19 protein-coding genes are annotated in these 24,645 nt (G+C 48.5%); 12 read left to right on the forward strand and 7 right to left on the reverse strand.

The window, feature by feature from the left end:
* Together HUF13_RS11575 and HUF13_RS11580 are read right to left on the reverse strand one after the other, a co-directional pair.
* Positions 1 to 251 (reverse strand): ORF6N domain-containing protein (locus HUF13_RS11575; RefSeq protein ID WP_173475277.1); only part of this gene is annotated, 251 nt, incomplete at its 3' end.
* 275 nt (positions 252 to 526) lie between these two features.
* Positions 527 to 4,633, reverse strand: coding sequence for an SNF2-related protein (locus HUF13_RS11580; protein WP_173475278.1), 4,107 nt, complete (start codon positions 4,631 to 4,633; stop codon positions 527 to 529).
* Positions 4,634 to 4,790: 157 nt separating this feature from the next.
* On the opposite strand from HUF13_RS11580, the gene HUF13_RS11585 reads away from it, so the two are divergent.
* The 11 genes from HUF13_RS11585 to HUF13_RS11635 all read left to right on the forward strand — a co-directional run bounded on the left by HUF13_RS11585 (position 4,791) and on the right by HUF13_RS11635 (position 16,666).
* Positions 4,791 to 6,068, forward strand: coding sequence for an FISUMP domain-containing protein (locus tag HUF13_RS11585; protein WP_173475279.1), 1,278 nt, complete (start codon positions 4,791 to 4,793; stop codon positions 6,066 to 6,068).
* Positions 6,069 to 6,199: 131 nt separating this feature from the next.
* The gene (gene queF, locus HUF13_RS11590) at positions 6,200 to 6,676 is read left to right on the forward strand and encodes a preQ(1) synthase (RefSeq protein ID WP_173475280.1); all 477 of its coding nucleotides are present in this window, start codon (positions 6,200 to 6,202) and stop codon (positions 6,674 to 6,676) included.
* 254 nt (positions 6,677 to 6,930) lie between these two features.
* A complete protein-coding gene (locus tag HUF13_RS11595; RefSeq protein ID WP_173475281.1) occupies positions 6,931 to 7,641 on the forward strand; it encodes a queuosine precursor transporter in 711 nt (236 codons plus the stop codon).
* 56 nt (positions 7,642 to 7,697) lie between these two features.
* A complete protein-coding gene (locus tag HUF13_RS11600) occupies positions 7,698 to 8,126 on the forward strand; it encodes a hypothetical protein (protein ID WP_173475282.1) in 429 nt (142 codons plus the stop codon).
* Complete coding sequence (locus HUF13_RS11605; RefSeq protein ID WP_173475283.1) at positions 8,126 to 9,196, forward strand: NAD-dependent epimerase/dehydratase family protein; 1,071 nt, start codon at positions 8,126 to 8,128, stop codon at positions 9,194 to 9,196. The genes HUF13_RS11600 and HUF13_RS11605 overlap by 1 nt, the downstream gene beginning before the upstream one ends.
* 20 nt (positions 9,197 to 9,216) lie before the next feature.
* Positions 9,217 to 9,978: a glycosyltransferase family 2 protein gene (locus tag HUF13_RS11610; protein WP_173475284.1), complete on the forward strand. Its 762-nt coding sequence runs from the start codon at positions 9,217 to 9,219 to the stop codon at positions 9,976 to 9,978.
* Positions 9,979 to 10,057: 79 nt separating this feature from the next.
* Positions 10,058 to 11,245 carry a TonB family protein gene (locus tag HUF13_RS11615; RefSeq protein WP_173475285.1) on the forward strand — a complete coding sequence of 396 codons (1,188 nt, stop codon included), beginning with the start codon at positions 10,058 to 10,060 and terminating at the stop codon, positions 11,243 to 11,245.
* A gap of 6 nt (positions 11,246 to 11,251) precedes the next feature.
* Positions 11,252 to 12,112: a hypothetical protein gene (locus HUF13_RS11620; RefSeq protein WP_173475286.1), complete on the forward strand. Its 861-nt coding sequence runs from the start codon at positions 11,252 to 11,254 to the stop codon at positions 12,110 to 12,112.
* Positions 12,113 to 12,196: 84 nt separating this feature from the next.
* Positions 12,197 to 13,108 carry a MoxR family ATPase gene (locus HUF13_RS11625; protein WP_173475287.1) on the forward strand — a complete coding sequence of 304 codons (912 nt, stop codon included), beginning with the start codon at positions 12,197 to 12,199 and terminating at the stop codon, positions 13,106 to 13,108.
* Positions 13,109 to 13,403: 295 nt separating this feature from the next.
* Positions 13,404 to 14,627: a DUF58 domain-containing protein gene (locus HUF13_RS11630; protein WP_304039116.1), complete on the forward strand. Its 1,224-nt coding sequence runs from the start codon at positions 13,404 to 13,406 to the stop codon at positions 14,625 to 14,627.
* A complete protein-coding gene (locus HUF13_RS11635; RefSeq protein ID WP_173475289.1) occupies positions 14,624 to 16,666 on the forward strand; it encodes a transglutaminase-like domain-containing protein in 2,043 nt (680 codons plus the stop codon). Before HUF13_RS11630 ends, HUF13_RS11635 begins: the two co-directional genes overlap by 4 nt.
* Positions 16,667 to 16,678: 12 nt before the next feature.
* Here HUF13_RS11635 and HUF13_RS11640 read toward each other — a convergent pair whose 3' ends face one another.
* Positions 16,679 to 17,236 (reverse strand): hypothetical protein, encoded by a 558-nt coding sequence (locus HUF13_RS11640; protein WP_173475290.1) that lies wholly within the window; start codon positions 17,234 to 17,236, stop codon positions 16,679 to 16,681.
* Between the two features lie 152 nt (positions 17,237 to 17,388).
* Here HUF13_RS11640 and HUF13_RS11645 point away from each other — a divergent pair, with 152 nt between their 5' ends.
* Positions 17,389 to 18,666 carry a sialate O-acetylesterase gene (locus HUF13_RS11645; RefSeq protein ID WP_173475291.1) on the forward strand — a complete coding sequence of 426 codons (1,278 nt, stop codon included), beginning with the start codon at positions 17,389 to 17,391 and terminating at the stop codon, positions 18,664 to 18,666.
* A gap of 228 nt (positions 18,667 to 18,894) precedes the next feature.
* Here HUF13_RS11645 and tsaA read toward each other — a convergent pair whose 3' ends face one another.
* From tsaA to HUF13_RS11665, 4 genes are all read right to left on the reverse strand, one after another.
* Positions 18,895 to 19,572, reverse strand: coding sequence for a tRNA (N6-threonylcarbamoyladenosine(37)-N6)-methyltransferase TrmO (tsaA, locus tag HUF13_RS11650; protein ID WP_173475292.1), 678 nt, complete (start codon positions 19,570 to 19,572; stop codon positions 18,895 to 18,897).
* A gap of 169 nt (positions 19,573 to 19,741) precedes the next feature.
* Complete coding sequence (locus HUF13_RS11655; RefSeq protein WP_173475293.1) at positions 19,742 to 22,303, reverse strand: T9SS type A sorting domain-containing protein; 2,562 nt, start codon at positions 22,301 to 22,303, stop codon at positions 19,742 to 19,744.
* Positions 22,304 to 22,550: 247 nt separating this feature from the next.
* Positions 22,551 to 23,579, reverse strand: coding sequence for a histidine phosphatase family protein (locus HUF13_RS11660; RefSeq protein ID WP_173475294.1), 1,029 nt, complete (start codon positions 23,577 to 23,579; stop codon positions 22,551 to 22,553).
* A 195-nt stretch (positions 23,580 to 23,774) separates the two neighbouring features.
* Positions 23,775 to 24,554, reverse strand: coding sequence for a hypothetical protein (locus tag HUF13_RS11665; protein WP_173475295.1), 780 nt, complete (start codon positions 24,552 to 24,554; stop codon positions 23,775 to 23,777).
* Between the last annotated feature and the right edge of the window lie 91 nt (positions 24,555 to 24,645).

Consider the following 24,645-nt stretch of genomic DNA (forward strand, 5'->3'; position numbering starts at 1 on the left):
GCTTGAACGAAGAGAAAGCCAGCGTCATTAAGGCGCTGGCAGTAACAGCCCCTTCTAGGGGCAAAGCAAGCCACCCCTCTTAGGGGTGGCTTGTGACTGATTTCCTCAGTATTTAATTGAAAACAAAACTTTTCGGGAAATCGTTCGGTGTTTCGTTTTACTTGTTCGTTGATACGTTTTGTTTCCACTCCATAAAGCGTTGCCAAATCGTGGTCTAGTAACACCTGTTTTCCGCGAATTACTTGAATCATTTTCTCTACGCCAGTTTCTACAAGCGGATGGATTGGAATGATATCATTACTTTCGTTTTCTTTTTTTCATTTGATAATAGCCTTTTTGAACTGTTGCAAAAATGCATCAGTTTTATTGATGTGAAAAGTCGAATCGGTTTACCGATTCACCTAGAAATGGATATAGCTAAGGGATAAAAGAAATGATATAGATAACGATATAGCAAAATCAGCACATAGGCTTTAATCACCTTGTGCTATGCGTAATCTACAAAATAGAAGTCAAGCGACCTGTTTTACACAATTGTGTTGTCTAGGCAGAAGACTTCGGCGAGTTGCTTGTCGTCCATGTCGGCAAGCCATGTTTCGCCAGCATTCACGGTCAAGTTGGCAATGGCTTTTTTGGTTTCGAGGAGTGAATTGATTTTTTCTTCGAAGGTGCCCTTGGTGATAAAGCGGTGGACTTGAACGTTGCGCTTTTGGCCGATACGGAAGGCGCGGTCGGTGGCTTGTGCTTCGATGGCGGGGTTCCACCACAAATCGTAATGGATGACTTGCGAGGCGGCGACGAGGTTGAGGCCGGTGCCACCAGCCTTGAGTGAGAGAATGAGCACTTTGCAGTCTGGATTTTCTTGGAAATCCTGGATCATTTCGGTGCGCTGCGTTTGTGTGCAACCGCCGTGGTAGAAGTGCGTGCGGAGTCCAAGTTCACTTTCGATGGTGGATTTGAGCAAGTGGCCCATTTCGGCAAATTGCGTAAATATGAGCGTCTTTTCGCCTTGTTCTTGGATGGAGGTGAGGAGGTCCAGGAGCATCTGCATTTTGCCGGATTCGAGCTTATTAGACTTTTTGGAATTCGCGCTTTCTGCAGGGACTGCCGCGGCGTCTCTCTCGTCTTTCGTCTTTGGACTTTCGCTTCGCTCAATTCCCAACCATTCGGCTCGGTCATGCCCAACTCCCGTTGGTCGCGACTCTCGCCTTAAATGGTTGTCGTCTAGTCCTTTCAGGAATGTGGCGGGGTGGTTGCAGATTTGCTTGAGGGCAAGAATCATCTGCAAGATGATGCCTTTGCGCTTGAAGAGTGCGTGTGCATCGTTTGCCTTTTCGCTGAGTTGTTGTTCTTCTTCGAGCTGGGCGAGGAAGTGATCGAGGGTGCGCTTGTAAAGGGCTGCTTGCGAGCGTGTGAGTTCGGCGTATTCGTCCTGGATGATTTTGTCGGGCAAGTCGCTGATGATGCTCTTGTCAGTCTTGAGGCGGCGCAGCATGAACGGCGCCGTGATTTTGCGGAACGTTTCGGCAACGATTTGATTGCCGTTCTTTTGAATCGGCGTTTCGAACTTTTCTCGGAATTCGCTTGCGCTTGGGAAAAATCCGTGGTTCGCAAAATCCATGATGGTCCAGAATTCCATGAGGCGGTTTTCGACTGGGGTTCCGCTCATTGCAATTTTCATCGGGGCGCGCATGCGGCGGAGCAATTTACTCTGTTCGCTATCGGCGTTCTTGATGTTTTGAGCTTCGTCGATGATGATGGTCTGCCATTCGATTTTGTCGAGTTCCTTAAAGTCCTTGCGGAATGTAGCGTAAGTCGTGAGCAATACATCGGCGTTGAACTTTTCCAAGTTGCGGCGACCGCCATGGTAAGCGAAGAACGTGAGTTCCGGCGCAAACTTCTTGATTTCGACTTGCCAGTTGCAAAGGAGGCCTGCAGGCATCACGACGATTGCTTTTTTCGTCTCGAATTTGCCTTCCTGCTTCATCTTGAGGAGGAACGTGATGACTTGAAGCGTTTTGCCAAGGCCCATGTCGTCGGCGAGGATGCAACCGAATCCGATTTCCAGATTCTTGTACATCCAGGAATAGCCGCGCATTTGGTAGGGGCGGAGTGTCGCGTTCAAATTTTCGGGTAATGGAATTTCCGTTTCGGAACGCCAGGCATCAAACTGTTGCTTGAAATCGCTTGCCATTTCGACCGGGATGTTGTCGCATTCGCCGGTGAAGCAAGCTTGTACGAGCTTGGCCTGCGTGATTTCTGGAACGGAATCTTCTTCGAGGATTTCGTCTTCGTTTTCGCCATTTTTCGCGGCGTTACCAGTTGCCCCCTCGGCAGCAGTTTCAGAAGACGTTCCCGCATCATCTCCACCAGTTTTTTTGCCTTTGCCGTTTTTCGCAGACTCGCCAGACTTGCCTTCTATTTTATCGCGGATGGATTGCAAATCCTGTTCGGTAATTTGCACGTAACTGGACTTGTATTTTAAAAGTCCGTCTGCTTGTTCAGCGAGTTCCAAGAATTCCTTTGCCGAAATGTTTTCGTCACCGATGGCGATTTCCCAGTCAAAGTCGAGCAGGTCGCCGGCAGTAAATGCTCCAAAGCTCATGCTGCCTTGCAAGCGCATCTTGGGTTTCGGTTTTCCGATGTTCAAAAGGTTTTTTGGAATTTCTGTTTGGATGCCGAACAGTTGGAGCTTTTTGAGGCAATCCTGTAAAAAGTCGAGGAGTTCTGCGCCTCGCATTAAAATCGGTTCGCTCGCACGGCGTACCAAATAGGCGTCAAGTGGTTTGAATCCATCGGCAATGCCGTTCAGAACGCTCATAATCGAGAGCAAACGTGAATCGTTGTTTTCAAATAATTCCGAAAGCGGCGTGCGTCTCGCGATATTTAGCAGTCCCGCTGCATTCCCGGCATTCCCGCTTGCACTTGTTGCGTCATTCCCGGCGGCATTTTTAGCCGCGTTCTCGCTTACACTCGTGGCATTCGCTGCAGTTCCGTCTTCGTCAAGTACAAAAACATCCAGCGCTACATCTTTGTCCATTTCACTACAGACAAAGAGAATCTGCGTACGGCAACCGAGGCAAGAATACACCGAAAGCCATTGCTGGATTTTCCCTGGAATGGCGTGTGCGTTGTTCGCAAGCTTTCCCGAAACGCTATCGAAAAAGAACGAGAGCAAATTGCCGTGATTCGTCTTGAGCGGAGTCTTGTACGTGCGCGCAAACTTTAACAACTGCGAAATGAACAGCGAAAGAATGTGTTCTGCCGGTTCAGCAATTTCAAAAAATGATTCGTCCTTGCATGTCCACGCAAGTTCACGCGGGGCCGTCACTTCGAGGTCAGCGACAATGTAGAGTATCTCGGGGAGCATCTCGGCTGGGAGCCATCGCATCTGCGCCACGTCTTTCCCGATCCAAAAAACTTGCGGGTAAATGGCTCCGGTGCGCACGAGGTAAAATGCCACTTGCAACATCAAGTGCAAATAGCGCACGGAATAGTGGTGCCACGAAAAATTGCCAGCGCTAAGGCAGCAAAGCGCTCCCATCACGTTTTTGACGGTGAGATTGCTGTCGATAACTTTATTGGCAAGCGATTGCTCAAAATTCCAGTGCCAACCGGGCCTATGGAACAAACGCAATTGCTCGTTTTCCATCAGGAATGTCTTCGCGTTGTTCACGCGGAACTGTTCCGAGAATGCATCGAAATTTTCAAAGTCAGTAAAGAATTTGTGGCACGATTCTAGTTCATCCGTAAAACTCTTGCGGAAATTCCCGGCGGGGCAGAACTTCGGAAAATTTTGCAACATCGCGGGCAGAATGTGCGAGTAGTCTTTCCAACTCTTGAAATCGAATGTCGGCAGTTGCTTGGGCGGAATACTGTTTTGCGATTCGCGGCCCGAGCCTTTATACCCACCAAATAAACTAGCGCTCGCGTCTTCTGCGTTTGAAAGCTCCGCGGCGTTTTGGACCTCGCGTTCGGCGGTAGTCCCGTTAGCGGATGCATTTCCGGCGGCATTTTCCGAAGCACCAGCAGCATCCGAGCTTGCTGCATTCCCAACGAGTCTTGTCGCTTTGCTGAACGACCTCACGAGATTTGCTTCGGGCGGTGCCTCCATTTCCATCGCGTCCGGCTTGTAGTCCTTGATAAATTCCAGGTCGAGCCCGTGAATCTTGAAAAGAACATTCGGTTCCTTGTCTGCCTGTTCTGCGATTTTCAAAAATGTGGCAACGAGGTACTTGCAAGGGCGTTCGTCGCGGCAATCGCAGCCCATGTTGACTTTGGCCGGATCGTCAAAAAGTTGGAGCCCGCTTTTGCTCATCAAAAGTTCAAGCGACGGGCTTAACGCCTTGTTGTTGAACGCTAAAAGTTCCGCAGGCTGTTGCTTTAAAAAGCTCACGAAGATTTCGGAAGATTCTTTGGAAAATTTCGGGAAGACGATGTAGTTGTTGTGGAGCCCGCCATTCGGACCTTTCACCACGGAAATTACGCGGTTATCGATAATGTCGATATTTGTGACTTGTCCACGAGTGGCAAACTTGAGCCCCTGCAAAATAGCCTGCTCGCTTGCGGTTGCAAGAATCGAACTCAACCACTTGTTTGCCCACCAAGTCTTTCCATAACTTCCAAAATCCATGCGCCCAAATATAGTAAAAACTGCTCAAATGAACAAATGAACGACGTGCTAAGTCGTGAGGATAAATAGAACATTAATCACGATTTGTTTTTATATTTGAAGTAAGAAAAAAGAAGGCTTTGAAACGTGCTCTTCCCATCCCAAAAGGAATAGAAATATGAAAACGAATAGAATCGTACTGGCCCTAGTGGCATGGATGCTTGTTGCTGAACCGGCTTGTGCAAAGTCTTCGTTGAAAGGCCTTCTAAAATCTTTAGGCAAGGGAAAACAAAAGCAAACTGAAAAAGAAGTCCCAGCCGCAGAAAACCCAAAGCCGGAAACCGCAGAATCTCGAACAGCGGCTAATTCTCAAGCAAAGCCTACCGCCCAAGCTAAGAACACGTTTGTAGATTCCAGAGATGGCGCTACATATAAATTTGTGAAAATTGGTGATTTGGTTTGGATGGCGCAGAACTTGAATTATGGCGATACTGTCACGGCTCCTGGATTAATTGGAAACTCCTGGTGCTATGACAATGATAAACGTAATTGCGCTCAGTATGGGCGTCTGTACTCATGGTCAGCCGCAATGGATAGTGCCGGAAATATTTCGAATAACGCAAAAGGCTGTGGCAAAGGAAAAAAATGTACTCCGACTTACCCCGTTCGTGGCGTTTGCCCGGAAGGTTGGCATTTCCCTGAATTGGCCGAGTGGCAGAACTTGGCAGATGCTGTAGATAGAAAAAAAGAAGCCTTGCTTGCAAATATCTATTATGGTGCTAAAGATGAATACGGCTTTGCGGGGCTTGCTGCGGGTAGCCATAGATTTGATGGTACTGATACCGTATTTTGGGGGCTTACTCACAACGGCGATTTTTGGACTTCCTCGGAATACGATGAAAAAGAAGCTTTTGAATGGGGGCTAGCGTCTAATAAGTGGTCGTATGGGGAACCTGGGTATGGAAAGACTGCTGGGTATTCTGTCCGTTGTGTAAAGGATGATAGTCTTGCGGCTGCAAATGTAGTGTTCCATGACCCTCGCGATGCGAAGTCGTATAAGGTTGCAAATATTGGTGGCGTTGTGTGGTTTGCCCATAATTTGGATTTCAAGACAAAAGAAAGTTGGTGCTTCAATGACGGCTGGGCCAATTGTGAAAGATATGGCCGTCTTTATACTTGGAAGGCCGCTCAAAACGCTTGCCCCAATGGATGGCGCCTCCCTACAGATAGTGAATTGCCTGCTATAGTTGATAACGTTGAACGACTTCAAATCGAAGCTTTTGGTAATCGCGATGTTAAAGGCAAATATGGATGGCCCCCTCGAGCTGAATTTTGGACGAGTGGCGCTACAGGTAGTAAGGGTAAGTTCTATTACTATGACCTAAACACTAAAACGGGCAACTTTGAAACGCTCAATAAAAAAGCCGCCAAATCCGTCCGCTGCGTCAAGAAATAAAAGCCTAGGAAAATTTAGGGATTTTTCTATCTTTGTCTCCGAAAAATCGGTCAGTTCGAAACCATCCTGACCTTAGACCGCAGAAATCTCAAAAAATTCTGTGAGTCTATAAACCAAAACTAGGAGACAATATGCGTTCAGAAGCTGAACTCGAAGGCGTAACGCTCTTGGGCAACAACAAGACCCAGTACAAGACGACCTACAGCCCCGAAGTGCTCGAAAAGTTCCCGAACAAGCATCCGGGTAACGACTACATGGTCACTTTCAATTGCCCGGAATTCACGAGCCTCTGCCCGAAAACGGGCCAGCCGGACTTTGCCGAAATCAAGATCAATTACATTCCTGACCAGTATTTGGTGGAATCCAAGTCGCTCAAGCTTTACTTGTTCTCTTTCCGCAACCATGGCGATTTCCATGAAGACTGCGTGAACATCATCATGAAGGACTTGGTGAAGCTTTTGGATCCGAAGTACATCGAAGTCGAAGGCATCTTTATGCCGCGCGGTGGCATTTCGCTTTACCCGTTCGCTAACTACGGCAAGCCGGGCACGGAATTCGAAGCCATCGCCAAGAATCGTCTGTTTTCTGCGATAGATCGTAGAAGATAGCAATTCATAACGTCATTCTGAGCAAGTGAAACGCAGCGAAGACTACTCAGAAGGCGAGTGTTGCAAAAATGGGTGAACTCATTTTTATAACCGAGCCAAGGAGTAGAAACTTGATTAAATCCAGTTAAATGTGACTGGATCCTTCATCCCAAAAGGGATTCAGGATGACCCCGGAACAAGTCCGGGGCAGGCTCAGTGAACTACCTACTGCCTACTAACCACTTCCTACTTCCTACATCTAACTTCCTACTACTATGCAAAACGAAATTATCCTAATCGCCTCTATCTTCGTGTTCTTTGGCGGTCTCGTTGCATTCTTCCGCTTCTTCGGCAAGCAGGGCATTTTCGCCTGGACCGTCATTTGCACGATTGCCGCCAACATCGAAGTGCTCATTCTCGTGCATGCCTTCGGGCTCGATACTACGCTCGGTAATGTCATCTTCGCTTCTTCTTTCTTGGCGACCGACATCATGAGCGAAATTTTCGGCAAAAAAGAAGCAAGCCGTTGCGTTAAAATTGGCATTCTTGCAAATGTCACGTTCATTCTCATTTCGCAAAGCTGGTTCTTGTACATCCCGGCCGAAGGCGATACAATGGCAGAACCCATCCGCACGGTGTTCTCGAATACGCCACGTGTGATGCTTGCTAGTTTGTTTGCATACGCCGTCTGCGAAATGTACGATGTGTGGGCATACCACGCCGTCTGGAAATGGACCGAAAAAAAGTTTGGCAGCAAGAAGCGTTATTTGTGGCTGCGCAACAACGGTTCCACGCTGGTGAGCCAGTTGATTAACGTGGTCGTGTTTAACCTGCTTGCGTTTGCTGGCGTTTTTCCGTGGAATACGATTGGTGAAATTTTAATCTTCGGCTACGGCATCTTCATCGTGACATCGCTCATGGACACTCCGTTTGTGTACCTTGCACGCCGCATCGCCGAAAAACACCCGGAACTGCTGAACGAGTAAAGAACGTTTTTTGTATATTAAGAGTCGTTCAACTATAAAATGGAGAAGTTATTTTTATGAAGTTTTCCCACGTTTTGATTTTGGCTAGCTCCCTTGCTTTCTTTGCTTGCGGTGATGATGATGATTCCCCGACGAGCGCAAAGAGCGGATACGATTGCACCGTGTCCGATGGCGTCAAGGTTGTTTATCCGACCGTTAGCGAACAGTTTAAAGTCGGTGACGAAATTACGGTTGTTTTTGGTACAACCATTGATGATGGTTATCGCATCATGTTCAAGAAAAATGCTGGCGATCGCGGTAGTGATTTGTTCAACGGATCCTATGATTTGACGGCTCCGGCTGACGGCAAGACTTGCCATACGGTGAAGGTCAAGCTTGATGCCGAAAAGGGTGTTGAAGAAACATTGACTGGTAGTATCCGTGTCGAGCCTTACAACAAGTCGAGTTTGGGTAACAACTCCGCCCTCTTCGTTGTCAAGAAATAATGAACCTCCAGTTCAACGATTCTAGTATCACCGTAGCCATTGTTGGCTGCGGTGGTTTTATTGGGTGCCACCTTCTCGATGCTATTTTGTCGCGCACGCAGTGGCGCGTTTTTGGCGTTGATTTGAATTTTTACAGGATCCAGCACAGGCTCAGCAACGAGCGTTGCGAGTTCATGGTGGCTGACCTCGCCGATAAGAGTGTCGTTGAACGAATTGCAAAATATCCAGTTGTAATGAACTTGGCTGCGATTTGCACGCCGAGCCGATACATGGCGGAAGCTCCCGAAGTTATCCGCAGTAATTACGACCATCCGGCAGCGTTGGCCGATGCTTGCGCCAAGTCGGGTTCATGGTTGATTCATTTTTCGACGTCCGAGATTTACGGTCGCACGTCTGCAGATTCTGGCTTGCTTGTCGAAGATGAGTCGGAACTCACGTTTGGTCCGGTAACTGCAAGCCGTTGGAGTTATGCCACTGCGAAGCTCCTCACGGAACGCTATATTGCGGGCCTCAAGAATTTAAAGTGGACCGTGGTGCGGCCGTTTAACTTTGTTGGGCCGTACATGGACTTTATGCCTGGGGTCGATGGCTCGGGTATTCCGCGTGTGCTTGCGAACTTTTCGTCGGCGCTTGTGCGCGGCGAACCGCTCAAGCTCGTGAATGGCGGAATTGCCAAGCGTAGCTTTACAAGTGTCTTTGATGCGGTCGATTTTATGTTCGCTTTGTTTGAATCGGACAAAACGCCGTTCTCGCAAGCGTTCAATATCGGGAATCCGGACAACGAAATTACGATTGCCGAGTTGGCGTGGAAAATGCGCAAGATTTATGCAGAAATTAAAGGTATGAGCCTTGAGTCTGTTCCTGAACCGGAAGAGGTTTCGGGGGTGGAATATTACGGCGAAGGTTACGAAGATTCCATGCGCCGTTTGCCGTCAGTCGAAAAGGCGGAGCGCTTGCTTGGCTTCAAGGCAAAAACTCCGATTGATGTGGTGCTACGCGAATCGTTAGAGTGGTTTGTCGGACATTACAGCAATACAAGTCATTCTGATACTGATTCTGCGTCATCCTGAGCTGCGCGAAGGATCCAATTATGTCTTGCTCTGCGATAGATTACTTCATCTTTGTTCCTGCGTACAACGTAGAAAATACGCTAGTCGAAGTCCTTTCAAAAATTGATGAATCTATTTTGTCGCGCGCTCGTGTGCTTGTCATTGATGATGGCTCTCGCGATGGTACTGCCCAAGCTTACTTGAATTTTTTGGATTCCGATTGCTGGAAAATTTCTGAGACCGCACGCAATCTCTCATCTCATTTTGGATATTTAAAATTTGAACAAAATAGCGGTTACGGTGCCGTGGTCAAAAAAGGCATTGCCGAAGGCTTGGCTTCGGGTGCTGCGTTTATTGCTTGCTTGCATGGCGATGGACAATACCCTGCTGAAAAGTTAGGCGAGTTCTTTGCTGAGATGGAAAATAACAATCTCGATTTGCTGCAAGGTTCACGACATGCGATTGCGGGCGAAGCAAAACGCGGCGGCATGCCGCTACACAAACGCATTGGCGGTGCTTTCTTGACCGCATTAGAAAATATTGCTTTTCGCGTAAAACTCACGGACCGTCATAGCGGCTTTATCGTTTATTCCTCGCGATTCCTGAAAACTGTAGATTTGAATCGCCTGAGCCCCTCGTTTGATATTGACTTGGAACTGATTTCCATTGCGGATGCTCGCCATTTTGCGATTGCAGAACTCCCGATTCCTACGCGCTATGCCGGCGAAAAATCGAACCTGAATGTTGTCACTTACGGACTCCGCGTGCTGAGGCAAATTTGGCGCCGTTTAATGATACACTAAAATTGTAGTCTTTTATAAAAAACTTTGACATTTATATGTGCTTTTTCTTACATTTGTTAGGAATGAAAAAGGAGAATGCATGAAACAACCCCTTATTGCCTCTGCTATAGTTGCTGTATTAGCACTCCTCTCTGGATGTGCCAAGACCATGCAACTCGATGATCCGCAACTTTACGACCAATATCTCACTAGGAGTTACAACCAGCGTGTTGACGTGTGCTACAATGCTGTGTTGACCACTTTCAAGGAACGAGGCGTTGATCTCACTAAGGCCGATCCCATTGCTGGCCGAATCGTAACGGAAAAACATGTTGCTGCAATATATGCAGGTTATGGTGTTGTCGGCACAATTTCGCACCGCTATTACATCGACGTGAAAGGCGATACAGAAAATTGTACCATCAAGATAACTAAGTATAAGGCTTGGAAGGGTGACAATGAAGTTCCCTATGTCAAAGTCGATGACGTCTACGCTTATTACTGGGCACCCTTGTTTGGTGGTTTCGAAAGCAACTTCGATGAAGATAAAGACGATGCAATCCGTACTCGTGAGGAGATGGATGCGGTCATGAGCCAACACCGTCCGGAACTCGATGAAATCTACAATCAGTATTTAAAGAAAACGAAAAAGAAATTTGAGGGTTATGTTGCTCTGAAGTTCACAATTGCTCCCAAAGGAAATATCATTGATATTTCTATTGAAGCGACGACTACGGGCGAACTTGATTTTGACCAACTCATTAAAGCGGCTGTCAGCACTTGGAATTTTGGCGAGGTGTCTGGCGCAAATATGACCAGAATCGTTACGTTCTCTTTCTCGGCTAAAAAGCTTGAAGACTCTGGCAAGAATGGTGGACGTCGTGCTCATGGTGATGGCGGCGATAAACTCGATAGCTTGTTGAAAACGAGTGGCGACAATGGTAGCGGAGGCATTGGCGGTTCCGTAGGTACGGCTACAGATGACGATGTCAATGTCAATGGAAAACGCAAGGCATCGGATATAATGAAGGTTGTTGAACAACGCAAGCCTGCTCTTAGGAATATTTACAACAAATATCGGAAGAAAAATCCTGAATTCGAGGGCAGAATTGTCGTGAAGTTCACGATTGACGCAAATGGTGATGTCGTTAAATTTTCAATTCTTTCGTCTACGACGAACAATGCAAAGTTCGATGGCGAAATCAAGAAGGTTATCAGTGGTTGGAAATTCGGTAAGGTTGAAGTTGGCAACACAACGGCTACAATCCCATTCACTTTCGCAGAATAAATTCCTATGAGGCATGTTCAGCACATCCTGTTCTTTCTGTTGCTTTGCGTTTCGAGTGCTATAGCGACGCATGTAGCAGTGCTTGAAACTGTTGCAGACCCTAGCGTTAAAAAGAAAGTGTCTTTTCCGGATCGTCAATACCTTACGAATGTACTTCGTGAAGAGGCGGTGAAGGAACTCCCCGCTTCGCAAAACTACACTATCATGACTCGCGAGAACATCCGTGAAATGTTGCCGCCGGGTAAAGCCATCGAGGATTGCGAAGGCCGTTGCCTTGTGGAAACGGGGCGGAATATTGCTGCCGATTACGTGTGCCAAGCGCGTGTGAGTAGCTTCGGCTCGAAACTTGCAATTTCTGCGGAAATCTACGAGACCTCGGGGAACAAGCTTGTGGCGAGTTTCAATGGTCATGGCGCTAATGTGGAAGAGCTTCTGAAGGTGGTAAAGAATAGTGCTGCGGAATTCTTTGGCAAGGTCAAGGGGAAACAGCAAACTCCTAATTCCATGGAACGCCGTGCTGGTGCGGGCGGCATCGGCGATGCTCAAAGCTTAGATAACACTTCTGCGGAATATGATGACGAGAATTCTCGCTTTAGAAATGTGGATTTAAAGAATCTGCAAGTTGAAAAAAATACAGAAGAAGTTAAACGGTCCAATAAGCCTATTGGCGAAGTTCCTGCTGTGAAAAATACCCGGGCTTTGGCTTGGCTACACTTTGGCTTTCTTGGCGTTGGAGGAGTGTTGCTATCGGTGGGGACTGTGCTTGCTGCTGATGTAGCAGGGGATGGAGGAAGTGCGAAGCGTGGTGTCGGTATAGCGTTGGCAATTATCGGTGCTGTTGGTATGGGTGTAAGTTTTGCTTTTTAGGTTCCAACGACCTATATTTAACTATCTATCAATCATAGTTTACTAACTGCTAACGATTGACTTTTAACTATATATATTTACTGTATGGTTAAAAATCTTATACAGTCTTTAAATGGGGTGCTGCTCGGAAAATCCGAGGCGGTTGAACTTTTGGTTATGGCTCTCCTCGCCGATGGTCATGTGCTCATCGAGGATGTGCCGGGAACGGGCAAGACGACGATTGCGAAGGCGCTGGCGACGGCGGTTGGAGCCGATTTTGCGCGCATCCAGTTTACGCCGGACTTATTGCCTGCCGATGTGACGGGCGGTGCGGTATTCAAGGCAAATACGGGCGAGTTCGAAATTCGCAAGGGGCCTGTGTTTACGCAGGTGCTGTTGGCGGACGAAATCAACCGCGCGTCCCCGCGAACGCAGAGTGCACTCCTAGAAGCGATGGAAGAACGCCAGGTATCGCTCGAAGGTGAACGCCATGCGCTCCCGAAACTGTTCATGGTGCTTGCGACGGAAAACCCCGTGGAATTCCATGGTGTGTTTCCGCTCCCTGAGGCGCAGATGGACCGATTCTTGGTGCGCCTTTCGCTTGGGTATCCGACGGCGGAAACGGAACTTGGCATTTTGCGCGCACATCGCGATGGGCGACCGCTCGATACGCTTACAGCGGTGACAACTCCGGATGAAGTTATTGCAATGCGTAACGATGTTCGCAAAATTCACATTGATGAGTCTCTTGAAATGTATGTGGTTTCGCTGGTGCAGGCAACGCGTACAAATCCGGCGGTGCGCTTGGCCGCAAGCCCTCGTGCGGGAATCAACCTCATCAAGATGGCACAATCGAGTGCGTACGTTGCTGGGCGAGGCTTTGTGAATCCCGATGATATCCAGCACGTGTTCTTTCCGGTGATGGAACATCGCGTGTTTGCAAAAGATTCGAATACGCCCGGCGCTTCCAGACAAATTCTCGAAGGCGTCTTGAAACAGGTGAAAGTGCCGAAGTAAACGTGATTGGATCCTATCGAACTTCGCGCTCCGAGATGATTGTTTTGCATACGTCATCCTGAGGGCTGAAAGCCCGAAGGATCCAGTAAAAATCACTGGATTCTTCGCTACGCTCAGAATGACGTGCAAGGCGAGACAGCATGAACGCTTGCGTTGACGAAACCTTAAAATCAAACCCCTAAAACCTAAACTTTAAAGCGGCACTGCCGCGACCTCATACCTCACAACCTCTATGTCCTCTCTCCATTTCTTTATAAATGCAATTCCTAGAAGTCCCAAGCGCAAGGGGCTCTTGATGCATTTGTATTACATTTGGCAAGAAGGTTTTACGCCGGTGGGGCATGCGGCGGCTGCGCTCATGATGTTCTCGATGTTTGCGGGGGCGGTGCCCGGTTTTTGGGCGGCGTGGGTGTTTTGCGGTTTGGACTTCATGTATCTTTTGGCGCTTGTGCCAAGCCTTTTCATGACTGCGCGAAAGAGCCTGTTCAAGGCGGGTGACATCACGGTGCGCAATGTTTACGAAGGTGAAGTTTCGACGGTTCGCTTGCAAGTTTATGCTGTGGACAAGCTAAATGCTGTGTCGCTGGGTTGCTTCCGCATGGATTCTTCGCTTAAATGTGTCGAATCGGAACTTGTGCAAATTGTGGCTCACGGATCTGCGGAATTGACTTGCAAAATACAGACGAAAAAGCGCGGTGCTTTTGAAATCCCGAAGGTGGCACTTATCTTGCCTGAAATCAACGGGGCACTTCGTTATGCGGCGAATACAGGGAAAGCCGAACTTCTCGTAATCCCGCGCCCGCTGCGCGTGAGCGCTTTCCCGTTTTTGATCTCGGGGGCAAGTGGTGCTGTTTTTGCTCCACTTTTAATGCCGAGCCTCACTCGTGGAATGAATTTTGTGGGCGTGCGCGAATACCGCGAAGGCGATGCGTTGCGCGATTTGCACCACAAAGCTTTTGCTCGTTACGGGAAACCGTTTACGAAGGAGTTCGAAACGGAACGTGGCGCGGGAGCAATCCTTGTGCTTGACGTGACTGCCCGAAATTTGCGCGAGAAATCCTCGGTTGAGATGTTAATCCGCTTGGCCGCTGGCATTGGCTTATGGCTCTTGGAACGGAATGCGCTCGGGCGTTTTTTCATTGGCGATGATGAAATTTCTTTGGTACAGGCGGATGGCGGCGAAAGCTTTTTAGAAGCGCTGGCGCGAATACCTGCATCTTCTTTGCTTGAATCGCGCTTTTCGAAAGGGGCTCGCGCATCTCGTGCCGCGACAAATTCTCGAAATGCGACACGTACGCCAAAACTTTGGTCGCCTGCGGCGCGCCCGCTTGGCCCTGTACTTCGCGTGGGGCTTTTTGCCACTGATGATCCGCTAGTGCACAAGCAAGTTGTTTTAGAATCGCACTCCTTGGCGGCTGGTGCATTGAAAGCTACGGTTTCGGACGATGTTTTGGCTGTTAATGCAAAACTTCTCGAACGCTCATTTGAAAAATCGCACGAAACGGAGGTGGGTCTATGATGAACTTCCGTGAAATTTGCAAGACGATTTTCTTTTGCATAGTCTCGGTGAATTTGGGCATTTCGAGTGGCCTAGAAATTCTCGGTATTATTTTTGCAATCTTGTTTATTGCTATACACGTGAAGCAATATATGCTTTCGAAGTCGGCGGCGATTCAAAGAAAAATTCCTCGCTATAGAAAACTGTATGCGTATGGTGCGATTGTCCCGAGCGCTTTGTGGTGGGTGTTGACCCCAAGTGTCGAAAATGGTGTGTCGCCGTATTTGGTTTTTATTCCGGCGTGGTATTTACTTTATTTGGCTTGGCTGCAAAAACGAAGCCTTGGCAATGGCGGTTACGAAGTCTTTGTTGTGTTCAATGGAATCGCGGCACTCTTTATGGGGCTCTTTCAAGCGCCCCGTGGTGTTGTGGTGAGTGCTGCTGTTGCTTTGATCCTTGCTGTGTATGCGTTCGGACGTCCTCGCGTTGCGTTTTATAAAAGGCTTCTCTTTGTCTTGATGTATGCAAGTTTGTGCGGCTCTTCATATCTTGGATTTAAATATTGGAAAAGCAATCACTATTACAGTGGCCGCTGGGCCGAAGATTACTATGTGAGAAATCGCGTCATGGGTTTTGATCCCGTGGCTGCATTGGGCTCATTTTCGAGCAATTACAATTCAAAATACAATAACGAAATTATTCTAAGAATTTGGGATACGCTTGCTCCGCCATATTTTCGCGCTGCTGCTTATGAAAAATATGTGGCAGGCATTTGGAAACTCCCGCCTACAGCAGAAAAGAAACTTTATCCCGCCCGTTATCGCGTGGATTATGCCGTCTTTGAAACGGAAGATTCTATAACATTGGCGCCAAACGTGAAGTCTGTTTGGGTGCAGGCGACTTTAGACAATTTTGGCTTTATGTTTGCCGCTCCGAATGCCGTGGGCGTTGCGAGTAAAAATGCGGACTCGCTCAACTATTATTCGACAAATGTTTTTGCCGGTGCAAATGGAACGCGAAGCGATTGGTATTACTATGTGAGTGATTCTGCGGAAAAGCTTGCTATAACTTCGGCGGTGTCGGACGAGGTTGATTCTGCGTTCCTGCAAATTCCAGAAAAAGATTTGAACTTGCTTGATTCTGTAGCGGCTGCGATGGCGCTTCCTACTCGCGATTCTGCGGCATTCTCGGAACAGCAATCAGAACAGCAATTTGCCGTTCGGAATTTAACGGCTATTGAAAGTTATTTTATTAAAAATTTCAAATATTCGTATGTAGTGTCGTGGCGCAGAGGTTTTGCTGGAACTTCGATGAACTCAGGTGTCTCGAATATGAAAGACCTGCTTACGCTCTTCTGGAAAAATAAGGAGGGCTATTGTGAATACTATGCAACGCTTGCAACGCTTCTCTTGCGCCATCAGGGAATCCCTGCGCGTTATGTGACGGGCTTTGCGCATCCGGAACATGTCGAAGGTCGCCCTTACGTGACATTCCGTCGTCGCCATAGCCATGCCTGGGTTGAAGTTTTTATAGACCGCAAGTGGTATATTTTTGACCCGACTCCGCCTGTTCTTGTGAACTCCTTTGCGGAATCGTCTTGGTTCTCGAAAAAAGTGGAAGGGCTTAAAGGCCGTGTTTCGTATGTGCTTCATTTGCTTAAGGATGGCGAATGGCGCCGTGTTGTTGATAGCTGGCAGACCGCTTCGGAGCGCTTTGTTTCTGGCCCTGTGCCTTATGTGATTTTATTTGTATTGCTTGCCGTCTTTGCAGGAATAAGGTTCCGCAAATATCGCCGCAATAAAGTTTCAACTATGGTCTCGAAAGATGCGGTGCGATGGATTTCGTTGCTCGAATCTACTGAAAAGCGTTTGGCTCGAATGGGCTTTGTGCGCATTCCTGGCGAAACGGTTTCGGCGTTTATGGTTCGCATAAAGCAAACCATGATGGCGCAGGCTCGGCCGGCAATAAAAAAGGCGAGTCCCAAGGACTCGCGCATTGAAAAAGAATGTAACCTTTTGCTGAAACAGCTCGAAGAATACGAAAGCAATCGTTGGCGTTAATCCACTAGAATTTTAATTCGCCGTCACGAAGGTGTAAACTTCAGTAGCCGTTTTCTTTTCTACGGCATCGGATTGCTTCATTTCCGGTTCCATGAAGAATATCTGCTTGAGTGTTATCGTGACGTTACCGCCAACTGTAGAAATCTCAACCGGAATGGTCTCTTCGCTTGCGGCCATGCAATCGTTACCGGTTTTTGCCCAAAGGTGAAGCGAAGTCCCAACAATGTCCCAGGTTCCGTAGATCTTTATGGGCTTGCATTCTTCTGCTTTGCTATTTTCCGAGTTGTTAAATTCAAATTTATTTGCTTTTTGCTTTTCGTCAACGTAGAATCGGAGTGTTGCCGGTTTTTCACCGAAATCATGGCTCGGATCGATAATCGTAACGGCGTCAGTTCCGTTGGTTCTCTGTATGGTAGGACCTTGAAGGCTCCAAGTGCCTAAAACGCAATCTGCGGAAAGTCCTGCAGCGCATTGTTCAGCTTTGGAGGGTGGGGGTGTTGTTGCGTTATCGCCGCAGGCGGTGAACAGGGTTGTCGCCAAAGCGAGAGATGCCAAAATTTTGATTGTCATAAAATCCTCTTTTTAATGGGAATATATATAAATAATTCAATGTTGCAGAACACTACAACGCGATTTTCCAAAGATTTAACAATTGGTTGGGATATGGAAATATATTAGAGAATGTTGTTGGGGGGCATTTTCAGTGCCCCAAGGAGTGTTAGATGAAAGTCTCGCGTTTCGTGGGCTTGTTTTTCGGTTTGGGGCTTGCCGTGTCGGCTCATGCTGCTCCAGATCCAAATTTCCACATTTATCTCGCTTTTGGCCAATCCAATATGGAAGGCCAGGGGGACGTCGGTAGTCAGGATAAGACCGTTGACGAACGTTTCCAGGTGCTCTGGGCGGCAAATAATGGTTCTTGTTCAGGGAAAACCAAGGGAAAATGGGCTACGGCAGTGCCTCCGTTGGCGCATTGTCAGGGCGCAAAACTTGGACCTACGGACTATTTTGGCCGCACGATGGTCGAAAAGACGGATTCTAAAATTAAGGTGGGCGTTATCGTCGTGGCTGTTGCCGGGTGCAGCATCCAGCTGTTCGACAAGGATGGCTATGCCAATTATGCTAGGTCCCAGCAGAGCTGGATGACGCAGCGCATTAATGAATATGGTGGAAATCCTTACGGTCGCTTGATTGAAATGGCTAAGAAGGCTCAAGAAGATGGTGTCATCAAGGGGATCATCTTCCACCAGGGTGAAACGGATGCTGGTGACGGTCAATGGCCCTCCAAGGTCAAAAAGGTTTACGATAATATTATTAAGGATTTGGGTCTTGGCAATGATGTGCCGTTTCTTGCGGGCGAAGTGTTGCGCAGCGGCTCTAGCAAGGGCGCGAACAACAATATCGCTAAACTCCCGCAACAGTCAAAAAACTTTTATGTAGTTTCATCCGAAGGATTTAATCAGGCTCTTGGCGATGGACAGAATGTCCACTTTACCTCGCAGGAATACCGCGATTTTGGCAAGCGCTATGCCGAAAAGATGATTGAAGTGCTTGGCGACAAGGTTAAACCGGTGTCTGCGGAATCTAGCAGTAGCAAGGGCTCCGTTGCCGAAGAATCGAGCTCGTCTGTAGCGCGCTCCAGCTCATCTAATGTTCGGTCTAGTTCTTCGAGAACGCATCGTAGTAGCGACAGCCATAATTCCAGCAGTTCTACGGCTGGCGCGGTCGTTATTGGAAATGCCGCACCGTCATTGAGCGTTGGCGAGGTTTCGTTTAATCACGGTTACCTTAATGTGCCGGTGACGCTTGCTCGCAATGGAGATGTTAAAGTTCGGCTTTATTCCGTGCTTGGAAACGAGGTGGCGAGCGCTAGCGAATTGATGACTTCCGGCACGAACAACGTTCTTTTCGCAAGAGAGAAAATTTCGTCGGGCGTTTATTTGTTGAGCGTCCAATCGGCATCTTCTCGCGTCATAAAACGAATAGAGCTAGGGAACCTCTAAAAATTGCTTTGATAAAAAAAATTTGAGCGAGACCGAGTGCAGGCAGGAATGAGAAGTGGCGAATACTGGAGGTCTTTGCCACTTTGAATGACGAACCTGCACGATGTGTCGCAGCCAAATTTTTGAGAATGAATTTTTAGAGGTGACCGCTATCCAAAATAAAAGTTCTCCTCACTGCTAAGGGCTCCGTGATTTTCACGGGGCTCTTTTCACTTTTGGGGTGAAAACTTATTCAATGCTCACGATTTCAAGTTCTTCGCCTGCGACTTTAAATTTGACTTCGAATTCGGCAAAGTTGAATCCGTAAACGCGTTCGGGGTCGTTCTGGTATGCTGGGCGAGGGTCTTGCTCTAGGACTTCAATGAGGGCGCTGCGCTTTTCCGTGGGCAATTTGTTCAGTTGCTCGGAGGGCTTTACATGCACTTTGATTTGGCGGACTGCCTCGGCGAAGCCACCTGTGGCTTCGGGGTGGGCGTCCGTGTAAGGCAGGTACGGCTTGATATCGACGATGGGCGTTCCGTCCATCAAATCGGCGCCGGAGACGACGATTTCGGGCCCTTCCGGCCCGTCGATATCAATGCGCTCGATTTTTACGCAAGAAAGCGCGACCGGGTTCGGGCGGAAGCTCGATCGGGTCGCGAAAACGCCGAGGCGCTTGTTCCCGCCGAGTCTCGGCGGGCGCACGGTCGGGCTCCAAGTGCTGCGGATGTTCTCCGAAAAAATCCACATGATCCACAAGTGGCTAAAGCCTTCGAGACCGCGGAGCGCATCGGCATTGCGGAACTCCGGCTCGAAACGGATTGTAGAACGCAAGTTCTGCACCAGCCCGCTTTGACGCGGAATGCCAAACTTTTCGTGAAAGTCGCTCTTGATACGTGCGATGATTTTAAAAGTGATATCTTGCATCGGAAATTGCCATGCCTTAAATTCTTTGTATAACATAGCAAAATGAAAGGCTAGAGCTTTAAAGCATTCGCTTATGGCTCTAGCCTTTTTAAGTGTGGGGATTGATGATTTATTGAAGCTTGTTTTTGTTGTCATGCCTGACTTAATCAGGCATCTCCTTTAATGCGTTTTATTTAAGCGCAATCGCTTTTTTCAAAAGCAACTTGCCGTTTGCGTCAACGACCTTCGCGATGTAATGGCCTACGGGGAGTTTTTTGAGGCTTACGCTTCTGTTGCCATTGACATTCGTGCTGAGGAGTGTCTTGCCGTTTACGGTTATAATTTCGAGTTTGCTTTCGCTTGTGACGCTGATTTGCAAGTTCCTGTTCTGCAATGCAAGCGTAGCTTTGCCCGGCTTGATTGTAATCGGGTTCATTCCGGTTGGTGTCACGTCGATGAATTCTGTTCCTTCTGGAGCGCCCACGACAAGGCCGCGACCAACCGTACTCATGTAGACAACGCCGAAGTTGTTCATGTCGCCCTGCACGAAGTTGCCGTTGCCCGGTCCACCGTACTGGTGGGCGTCATCGTTCACGCGTTCAAACGTTTTGCACTTGTCTGTACTGCGGTAGATGCCAATCGGGTCGCCCGACTTTGCTGCACCCCATATAAAAATCGTTTCGTAGTCTGCGCCTTCCTTAGCCTTGCCGATGCCGACGGAAATTGCAGTGCTTGCGCCTTCGCAACGGTTCCAAGATTTACCACCGTCTTCCGTGTAGGCGAGGCCGTATTCGGTAAATCCCTTCGGCTGCCAGACTTGAGCTTGGTCCATCGGAACCCACAAGTGACCTTCCTTCTTCGGGACGGTGCGGATGAGACCTGCGCCGTTGTAGTATTCGCCAGCGCCTTCATTCTGCAAACGGGCATCCTGTGCGGTAAAGTTCTTGGCACCGTCAGTGGACTTGTAGAGTGTGCCCATGGCGCCCATCACGTAGAATGTTTTCGGGTCAACGGGGTCTGCAACGATGCGTGCGTACTGCGTCTGCGTGCCGGTTTCGACGGCTGTCCAGGTGGCGCCATTGTCATCGGAACGATAAACGGTTGCGCTCTGGTCAGGGCGATGGAGCATCACTTTGCCGTCTGCGGAGAGAACCACGAGACCTTTGCCGCCCTTGAGTTCCGTCTTGACGCTGTCCCAGGTAACGCCCAAATCGTCAGAGCGGTACATGACATTAAAGTTCTTGGATTCGTAAGTGTAGTACTTGGTGATAACGCCAGTGCGCAGGAGCGTGCCGGAAAGCGGAGCATATGCCATGCTTTCGGTCGTTCCGATAATCGGCGTGTGGCGTGGATAGCTCTTCTTGATGTCGGTGTAGATGGCGCCATCGTAGTCGCCGATCGCGGTAACGAGTGGTCCACCCGGAATGCTCACGATGTCAAGCGGGACCGTTTCTTCGATGCCCACGGACTGGAACTTCCAAACGGGAACTTTAGCGGTGATGTCGTCGGTCTGGAAGATGCCGTTGCCACTTGTTACCCAAACTTTCTTGCTATTGAACGGGTCGAATTCGATGGAGCCTGCCCAGTGAATTGCGTTGCCGTGAATCCACTTGTTGCCGTTTTCGTCCATGTTCACGCCGTCACCGTAGTGCTGGCCGAACGTCCAGTTTTCACCACCGTCGGTCGTCACGTAAATGCGGTCACCGTAGTTTTCGGTGCCGTCCTTGAACAGGTGACGACCAGTGTACTGTCCAAGTGTAGAAACGACGATGTGTTTTGGGTCTTTCGGGTCAATCGCGATGCCGCCGTAAGAACATTCGTTCTTTTCGTGAGCGATAGTACCATCTTCTTTTTCGTTGTCGTCAAACGGGGTGATGTCCGTCCAAGTGCCTGCGGCGATGTTGTACTTGAAAACGCCACCGCGAGAAATGTTGTACGGGCCCGGACCATCAGCGAATGTCACGTACATGTTGCCATCGACAATCTTGGCGCGGTGCGGCATAAGTCCGGAAGGTACGCCTGCGATAACTTCCCAAGTGGCGCCGCCGTCATGGCTGACTTGCAAATTGTCCTTGGTTTCGGAAGTGCCGATATAAATCGTGGCGGTGCTACCGTCGGCGAGTTTTCCCTGAGCCGGGTCGAACATCACGAAGCTGACGCCGTTCACGCCGTTAAGGCTGCTTTCGGTTGCTGTAGAAAGGGCGACTTTGTAGAGGCTTGTCCAGGTCTTGCCGGAATCCGTGCTCTTGTAAACTCCCTTCGTACGGCTACCGCAGAGGACTATGTTAGACTTGTTTGGGTCTACGGCGAGTTTTTCGCCAGTTTGGCGGCCCATGCCGTTACCGTGGGCGAGCATTTCCACGTAGCTCGTGTCCCAAGTGGCGCCCATGTCAGAGGAGCGCAAAACAGCGGTGCGGCCCTTGCTGAAATAGCCTGTTCCACCGAGCACGTAAATCTTTTTCGGGTCTTGCGGGTCAAGTGCAAAAGCTTCGGTGCCGTAAAGGCCCACATCGTTTTGGTTGATCCAGTCCATCAACGGAATCCAACGGCTGCTTGTGGCATCCCAGCGGTAAATGCCGCCAACATCGGTACGCGCGTAAATGAGCCCTTCGACTGTCGGGCTCGGCATAATGGCGCTCACGAATCCGCCACCATCAAAGCGGACGTTGCCCCATTCGTACTTTTCTGCGCTTGCATTCGTAGCAAGTGCGGTCATGGCGGCGATGCCGATAGCTGAAATTTTACCAAACATATCGTCTCCGTTTAAAATTTGAGAACAATTAAACCCTTATATTAGCTAATATAGCTAAATTTTTAGAAAAGTGAATATTATATAAATGTTAAAATGAGAAGTTTTTTGAGAACATCTTGGTGCGAAACCCGAAAATTTCGCTAAATACAAAAAGACCCCGGAACTCTTTGGCGAGGCTCTGCGCTTCGCAAGTCCGGGGCGATATCTAAAGTATGTAAACTAAGTTCTAAGCTCTAAGTTCTGCCTGCTATTCAGCGCCGATGCCGAGTCCTTTAAACGATACGTACCTAATTTGGTTCTTGTCGTCGATGATGACGGCAACACCCGTGAGGAAGTACGGCCAATGTCTCGAAGCCGGATCGTGGAATCTGTAATTGACTGTGCCGTTCGAGGCGAAAACGGAGAGCGGCAAAATGAAGTCATCGTGGGAGCAAATCACGCGGAACTTATTCATGGAAGCGTAGTCCGGTGCGATATGCGTCTTGATGATTTCTTCTGATTTTTCCTTGAGGTCGTAGAATGCATCGGCATAAAGGTTGTCGTAGGCCCAACCGGAAATGACGAGACGGACGTTTGTGGTGGAGTCTTTATAGAAATCGTAACGTTCGCTGTCTTTCTTGAACCAACTGATGGAGTAAATTTCTGTGGAATCGTGCGGGAATGTTGCCTGTCCGCGACCTTGGTTGATATAGAAGCATGTTTGCTCTGTGCGAAGGTACTTGGTATGCGTGTATGTAAATTCGTCTGCGCTAATGAGCTTTTTGCCGACGGCAATGGCTTGGCGAACGCCATCAGTTGGCTGCCCTGCGACGGAATCGGCCGTTTCATTTTCCCAATAGGTGAGTGGCGAATACTTTGTATGGTCTCCGTCGCTACGTTCGCCATGGCGGATCACGAAAACTGCTTTTTCGTTGCAACGTACGCTCTTGAACACGTCGGCGAGGTCTGCAAGGCCGAGAGAATCGACGGCGATTGTTGCGACTGGTGTTTCAACGCAAGTCGGTTCTGTCGATGTAGCCGAAGAGCTGGACAATGGTGGTGGCAATAAGGTCTCAGAAGAGCTGGAGCTTTGCTGCTGCAGTTGCGAATCGGACGAAGTCGTTGTCGCTTCGGAACTTGAAGATTGATCGGGGGCGATGACCTGTATGCTAGATGAGCTCGTTGCCGCCGTATTGACGAATGGGGTTGTCGCGTTGTCGTCACTGCAGGCGCCCAAAAGGGCTGCTGACAGGAGCGCACCGCTAAAAGCTAAAGAAATACGTGAAATTTTATGCATTTCGAAAAAATCCTTGTTTTATCTCTTTAAATTTATTTTCGCAGACCCATTTCTTCAAGTAAATTTTTTCAAAAACGCTCTAAAATTACTCACCAACCCCTTAACCACTAACCACCAACCACTAACCACTGCCTACGAACCACCAACCACTAACCACTTCCTACTTCCTACTGTCTACTTCCTACTTCTAACTTCCTACTTCCTACCGTCTACTGAATTATAGTTAATCTCATTTCTACGCTTTAATTCTTTGTTCAGTGGCCAATAAATGAGTGCAAAGACGATATAGCCGATGAGCAGCACAAGCCAGTGGTTGAGTCCAAAGCCTATTTCCACATAGCGCATTGTCACGAACATAAATGGTCCCGCGATCAAAAATAGCGGAAGCTGCCTGCATTGGTCCCCGAGCGAAAAACGGCTCTCGTAGCTCACGATAGAGTTCATCATCGGGAAACTGGTGCAAAAACCGCCCATCAGACGCTTGATAAGCATAAGGCTCGAAACAACGCCTGCAATAGCGGGTGCCTTGATGTAAATCGGGAGCGGGGTCTTATAGCGCACGCCGGACTTGTATTTTTGCTTTTGGAAGAAAATCACGCCGATAATAAAGTCAAAAACGCAGGCCCCGATAAAGTAAGCTTCGCCTTGGGGAATGCGTGAGTGCAAAAATGTTCCGAGTGCCACAAAAAAGGCAAGCCCGGCAATAATAGAAGGGACGATGGGAACCTTGACTTTGTAGTGTAAAATACGTACAATATGTACATATAACATGCACATAAATCCAGAAACCGCGTTTTCTGTACCCATCGGGAGGCCTACTGCAATGTAGGCGAAACCGCAAGGGATGGGGATGGTGGCGGTAACGGCCTTGAGCTGCGGGTCCTTTAGGTAGGCGCTAAGAGTCCCGAGGGCGGTGACCATGAAAATTAGCAGCCAATCGTAGAGCGAAAAATGAAAATTTAACGATTCTAACATCGAACGTAAAAAATAGAAAAGTAAGCGCCTTTTCAACTTTTCCATTATAGATTTATTTTTGATACTACCCATGCCGATAGATATCTGAAAA

Source organism: Fibrobacter succinogenes, assembly GCF_902779965.1.
GTDB lineage: Bacteria > Fibrobacterota > Fibrobacteria > Fibrobacterales > Fibrobacteraceae > Fibrobacter > Fibrobacter succinogenes_F.